Genomic DNA, 6,104 nt, shown 5'->3' with positions numbered 1-6,104 from the left:
AGCAGCGTGTTGCTGTTCTGTCCGTTGGTGCCACTGAGCGCATTGGCCGTGGCACCGCCACCGGCCGTACACGCCAGCACCGTGTTGTAGTTCGCCAGCGTGCCCGGCGACATCGTCTCGGCCGGCAGCGTGATCGTGTTGCCCGTGGCCACGGTCACGGCGCTGCCGCTGTTCGCGCCCGTGGGGGCCGTGGCCGTGAAGGCCGTGGTGTTGTTGGTGCCGCCCGTGGAGGCCGGAATGCTCGCCACGTTGCCGGTGAAGCTGTTGGCGCCCCACGACTTGACCAGTTGCAGCGTCGAGGTCTTCGGCGTGTTGGTGTAGGTACAGACGATCGCCTTGCCGGCGTCGCCCGGTCCGATCGCCAGCGTGTTGGTCGCCTGGCCGTTGGTGCCGCTCAGCGTGTTGGCCGTCGCGCCGCCACCGGCGGTACACGACAGCACGGTCGTGTAGTTCGGCAGCACGCCGCCGTTCATGGTTTCCGCGGGGAAGGTGATCGTGTTGCCGGCCGCCACGGTCACGGTCGCGCTGGTGTTGGCCGTCGGCGCCGTCGACGAGAACGCCGCGGTGTTCGCCGCGCCGCCCGTGGTGGCGCCGATGTTCGCCACGTTGCCCGTCACGCTGATGGGGTTCCACGACTTGGCCAGTTGCAAGGTCGCGGTCTTGCGCGTGTTGGTGTAGGTACAGACGATGTCCTTGCCGATGTCACCGAGGGCGATCGTCAGCGTGTTGCTCACCTGTCCGTTGGTGCCGCTGAGCGTGCTGGCCATCGCGCCGCCGTTCGCGGTACACGAGAGCACGGTGTTGTAGTTCGCCAGCGTGCCGGTGGTCAGTGTTTCCGCGGGCAGCGTGATGACGTTGCCGATGTTCACGCCCACGGTGGAACTGGAGGCGGCCGTGGATGCCGTCGAGGTGAAGGCCGAGGTGTTGCTGGCGCCGAAGAAGTTGGTACCGCCCGTGGAGGCGGCGATGCTCGCCACGTCGCCGGTGTTGCTGCCGGCCGACCAGGCCTTCGCGAGCTGCAGGGTGACCACGTTGAACTGGATCACCACGAGGCCGTTGCCGCCAGTGTCTCCGGTCAACGAACTGCGCGACCCGCCCACGCCGACACCCGACTGGTAGGGCGCACTCGTGTTGCCCGGACTGGAAGTCGCCGAGTAGCTCCCGTTGGCCCCTGCAGTGAGCACGCCGCCGGTCACGCCCGTGCCGATGAAGCCCGAGCCGCCGCCGCCGGGTCCGTTGTAGGAACAGTTGACCGAGACGGGATTGGGCGTGTTGCTGCACTGGGCCATGCCGCCGCCGCCGCCGAACCAGCCGCCGCCACCACCGCCGCCGCCCTCGTACTGGACGGGGGTGCCACCGACCGCCGAGCACCCGGTGCCGCCCTGCAAGGCGCTGCCGTCAGTGCCAGCCGGACAGGTGGCCGCGACGGTCCCCGCACTCGGGGTGCCGCGCGCGCCGCCGGCGGCTTGTGTGCCTGAGCGACCGGCGGTTCCGGTCGTGGTCCCGCCAGAGGCGCCGCCGCCGCCGCCCGGCACCGGGCTGCCGACGTCGGTCCAGAACGCGCTGCCGCCACCGCCGCCTGCGATCAGTCGTGCGGCGGCTGCCGAAAATTCCGTGCTGCCGTTCCACAGTGCACTCATGCCACCGCCGGAAGAGCCGGCGACGCCCGCGTTCGCACCATTGCCACCACCACCGCCGCGGCCGTAGGTCGAGCCGGTGCCACCGTTCTGCCCGCCCTGCCCCACCGTCACCGCCATCGCGGTGCCAGGCGTGACCGACACGGTGCCGTCGGCGAACCCGCCGGCGCCCCCGTTGGCCGAGTTGCCGCCTGCCGCCAGCGAGCCGCCACCGCCGGCGCCCCACATCGTGGCGCGCACCGAAGACACGCCCGCAGGCACCGTGAAGGTCTGCGCCGAACCGGAATAGGTAAAGGCCACACAGGTGTTGTAGCCCGACTGCGGCGTACACGAGGTGACCGCAGCCTGCGCCCCCGTCATGGCAACCAACCACAGCGCCCCCGCAGCGAAGACGCCCTTCAACACCCCGCCGAGCCGCGCCATCCCGCCCGCTTCGTTTCTCGTTCTGCTTTGCATCATGGTCTCGTTCAGCGGGTTTCCTGCGTGGCCGCGGCGATCACGACCCAGCGGCTCTTGGCGCTGCTGTCATCGCCTGCGACAGGCTGCGTGTCTTCTTTGGTGTCGGTGCGCAGGCGCAGCACATCCACGCCGCGCCCGATCAGGTAGCTGCGCACCGCGTTGGTCCGCTGCGCGACCAGCTGCATGCGGTCGTCAGCGCTGCCTTGCGCATCGGCATGGCTGATATGGATCACCACCTGCGCCTCGGTCGCCTTGATCTGCGCGGCCAGCGTGTTCAGCGTGTCGTGCGCCTGCGGCTTGATGAAGGACTTGGCAGGCTCGAACAGCGCTTCGGACTGCAGCACCGTGCGCATCGGCAGCGTTGCCACTTCGGGCGCATCCGCAGCCAGCTTCTCGGCCTTCTGCGCCTTGGCCGTGTTCGTCTCCCCTGTCGACGCAAACCCCAGGTGCGTCTCATCGAACTTGAAGCGCAGCCGCACGTACGCGCCCTTGCTCGTGTACTCGTTGGCCGTCAGGTCCCGGTCGTTCAACCCTACGAAGTTGTAGCCCGCCGACACCCACATGTTCTTCTGCACCTGGTAGCCCACCTCGACGCCGAAGGTCTTCTGCAGCGCGCCGCCCTTGCCGTACAGCAGGCCGGCCTGCAGGCCGAAGTCCCAGTCCTGGTTGATGTCCTGCGTGTAGCGCGCCTGCACCAGGTGCGCCCAGTACTTGCTGGCCAGCGTGCCGTCGTCGGCGCGGCTGAGCTTGAAGGCATAGCGCGCCATCACCGCCTTGCCCGGCTCGGGGTTGTAGTTGACGTGCGCCGAGACGATGTCCGCGCTGGTCTTGCCCGGCAGGCTGGCACCGTTGTCGGCGCCGAAGACGCTGCTGCCCTGCAGCGCGCCGGCCGCATTGCCCGCGCCCACCACGCGCTCCGAACGGCGCTCGTAGCGCGCCAGCGCGTTCCAGGTGTCGTCGTCCACCGGCCGGTAGGCGATGCCGATCTGGTGGCGCGCCAGGTGGCGCTCGTTGCCCGCGTTGGCGCCCTGGCCTTCGCTGTCGCTCACGATGCTGCGCGCCAGCAGGCTCCAGGACGGATCGAGCTTGAAGCCGAAGCCGGCACTGAACAGGCGCGTGTTCGCGTCGTCGCCGCGGCGCGCTTCATACACGCCGCTGGCCTTGATCCGGTCGGTGATGTATTCGATGCCGCTGGTGATCGCGGTCGATTCGCCCAGCCCACCGGCATAACCCGTGCCGGTGTTCTTGCTGCTGCTGTAGCCGCTCATGTCGCGCGTGTGCTCGATGCCCCCGGTCACGCGGATCTGCTCGTTGATCTTGAAGGTGTTGCGCACCCCGATGGCCGCCTGCACGCCGCGCCCTTCGGCGCCGTCGGCGATGCGGTACTCGTTGTACACGCGACCGCCTTCCATGTAGTTGCTCTCGATGCCGACGATGCCGGTGTTGTTGCGCTGCGTGCTGTCCAGCTCGTAGGGGCCGTTGAGCGTGGAGATCAGCTCGTAGCGGCCGTACACGCGCGTCTTGTCGGTGATGGCGTAGTTGCCGCCGACGGCCAGCACGTGGCGCTTGCCGTCCTTGAGGTCCTGCTCGCCTTCCACGAACACCTGCGCGCCGGCCACGCCGGGCACCTCGGTCGACAGGCGCCCGCGCACGGTCGTCTGGCTCTGCGTGTCCACGCCGGCGGCGGCGGCGGCCGCGCCCAGCGTGGTCACGCTGTTGGCGCCGATGCTGCTGCCCATCTGGCCGTTGTAGGTGGAGATCTGGCCGTAGTCGAAGCCCGAGCTGGAGCCCAGCGCGTTGTTGCTCTGGCCGTGGCGCAGGCCCACCTCGGCGACGGTCTTGTCGCTGAGCTTCTTCTGCACGCTCACCGTGGCGCCCTTGCGCTCGTCGACCTGGGCCGCGTCCTTGCTGTAGAGCACCTCGCCGCGCACGGCCAGGGTCGGGTCGACGCGGTACTCGGCGCGCGCCGAGGCTTCGGTGTGGCCGGCCGAGAAGCTCGCGCCGGGGTTGTCGAAGCCCTTGCTGGTCTTGGCCGCCAGGGCCACCACGGCCAGCTTCTCGTCCTGGTAGCGCGCTTCCACGCGCGCGCCGTGGCCGTTGCCCTTGTCGTCGGAGTCGGTCTTGACCAGCTCGGCCGCCACGCTGGTGTTCTGGCCGATGCGTGCCACGCCCGTGAGCGCCTGCAGGTTGCGCTTGTTCTGCGGGTTCTGGTCGGTGGAGGCCACCACGCCCAACTGCAGGTTCTCGCTGACCTTCACCTGCACGTCGGTGCCGGCCACGGTGAACTTGGGGCCGCCGCTGTCCACTTCGTAGGTGACGCGGATCGACTGCGGGTTCAGGTTCGCGTCGATGGAGGCGATGGCATGCGTGAACAGGATGCGGCGCGTGAGCGGCTCCACCGTGTAGTCCACGAAGCGCGCCACGGCCGTGCGCTGCAGCACGATGTTGGGCTGGTTGCGGTCGCGCACCACGATCTCGATCTGCTCGCTGTTGTCCACGAACTCGCCGTTGCTGGCGCTCAGGTAGTACGGGCCCGAGGTGCCCAGCGCGCGGAACTCCTCCACTTGCTGCGTCTGCGCGGTGCGCGAGACATAGCTGGTGGCGCGCACGTTCTCGTCCTCGTACACGTGCTTCAGGCCCGTGAGCGAACGGTTGCTCTGGCTCAGGTTGCGCACCTCGGTGCTGCTGGCGGTGGTGAAGTCGCCGTACAGCAGGTAGGAGCGGTTCTTGTCGATGCGCACGTAGAGTTTTTGCGTGCTCTGGGCGTCGAAGCCCTTGACCGCGGAGTCGCCGTAGATCGGATAGAACTCGTCGGGGCGGATGTCGCGGAACAGGCGGTCCTTGCGCGTCTTGTCGGAGTCGTAGGCGGCGGTGAGCAGGTACTCGCCCTTGACGGTGCCCTTGAAGAAGAAGGCGGCGCGACCGCTGGCGCGGCTGTTGCTGCCTTCGTCCTTCAGGCCCGAGAGTTCGGCTTCGAAGGCGGCGCCGGCGGGCATGGCGCCCAGGGGCAGCTTGCCGCGCTTGGTGAAGTCGAGCACGCCTTCGACGATGCCCACGCCGATCATGGGGCGCATCTCGGGCAGCAGCGCCAGGCGCACTTCCTTGACGAAGGTGCCCGCGCTCACGCGCAGGCGCGCATCGCCCGGCTCGCCCGGGGGCATCAGCTGGAACTCTGCAGCGCCGCCGTCCATGAAGACCTGCGTACCGGGTTCGGTCGGGTTCAGGTCTTCGGTCAACCAGCGGCCGCGGTCGGTTTCGAGCGTGAGTTGCGTGCGGGCTGTGACGGGCACACCGGCCGCGTCGATCAGGCGCACCTTGACGACGACGGGCGTGCGCAGGTCGGCGCGCGCCACCTCGGGCAGGTCGACCTCGATGGCGCCGAGCTTGTCGGGGGCGACGACGGTGATCTCGTCGGCGCTGCCGCGCACGTTGCCGAAGCCGTCCACGGCTTCGAGCTTGAGGGTGTTGATGCCGGGGCGCAGGGCCACGCCGATGTATTCCCAGGCGGCGATGTTCTTGGAGGCCAGCTGGGTCTTCTTGCCGACGCGGCGTTCTTCCAATGCACTGCCGTTGACGCTCAGGCGCAGGCTGGTGCCGGCAGTGCCCTTGACGCGCACGTTGATCGACTGGCCGGCGACGGTGTCGCGGTCCTTCAGGCCGATGAAGCCCAGCGTGTTGTTCTCCAGCTGGGGCAGCAGGGTCTCGAGTTCGATGGGACTCGGAACTGCCTGGGGCAGCAGCGGGTTGGTGCGCGGCTCGAGCATCGCGCCGCCGGTGCCGATGGGGCGCATGGCCTGCGCGCCGACGCCGGTGGCCGAGCCGCTGGTGGTCGAGGACGGCAGGCCCGAGGTAGGCACGCCGTTCAGCGGCGAGAACAGGCTGCCGGTGGGGATCGCGGGCTGCACGCCCAGCGTGCCGCCCATGCTGCCGCCACCGCCGCTGACGAAGCTGCTGGCGTTGGCCGGCGCCACGGGCAGCGCGATCAGCGGCGCCGAGGTGGGCTGCACC

At 69.2% G+C, this 6,104-nt stretch carries 2 protein-coding genes; both read right to left on the bottom strand.

From position 1 onward, the window contains the following. A partial coding sequence (locus VBO01S_RS30450) for a hypothetical protein (protein WP_218005427.1) occupies positions 1 to 2,093 on the bottom strand: 2,093 nt, incomplete at its 3' end. A gap of 11 nt (positions 2,094 to 2,104) precedes the next feature. Continuing rightward, positions 2,105 to 6,104: OmpA family protein (locus VBO01S_RS30445; RefSeq protein ID WP_157627528.1), on the bottom strand; the 4,000-nt coding region annotated here is incomplete at its 5' end.

This window comes from Variovorax boronicumulans NBRC 103145 (assembly GCF_001591345.1).
Lineage (GTDB): Bacteria > Pseudomonadota > Gammaproteobacteria > Burkholderiales > Burkholderiaceae_C > Variovorax > Variovorax boronicumulans.
Note: the sequence above shows the minus strand (reverse complement) of the source record. Positions and strands in the feature narration are given on the sequence as shown.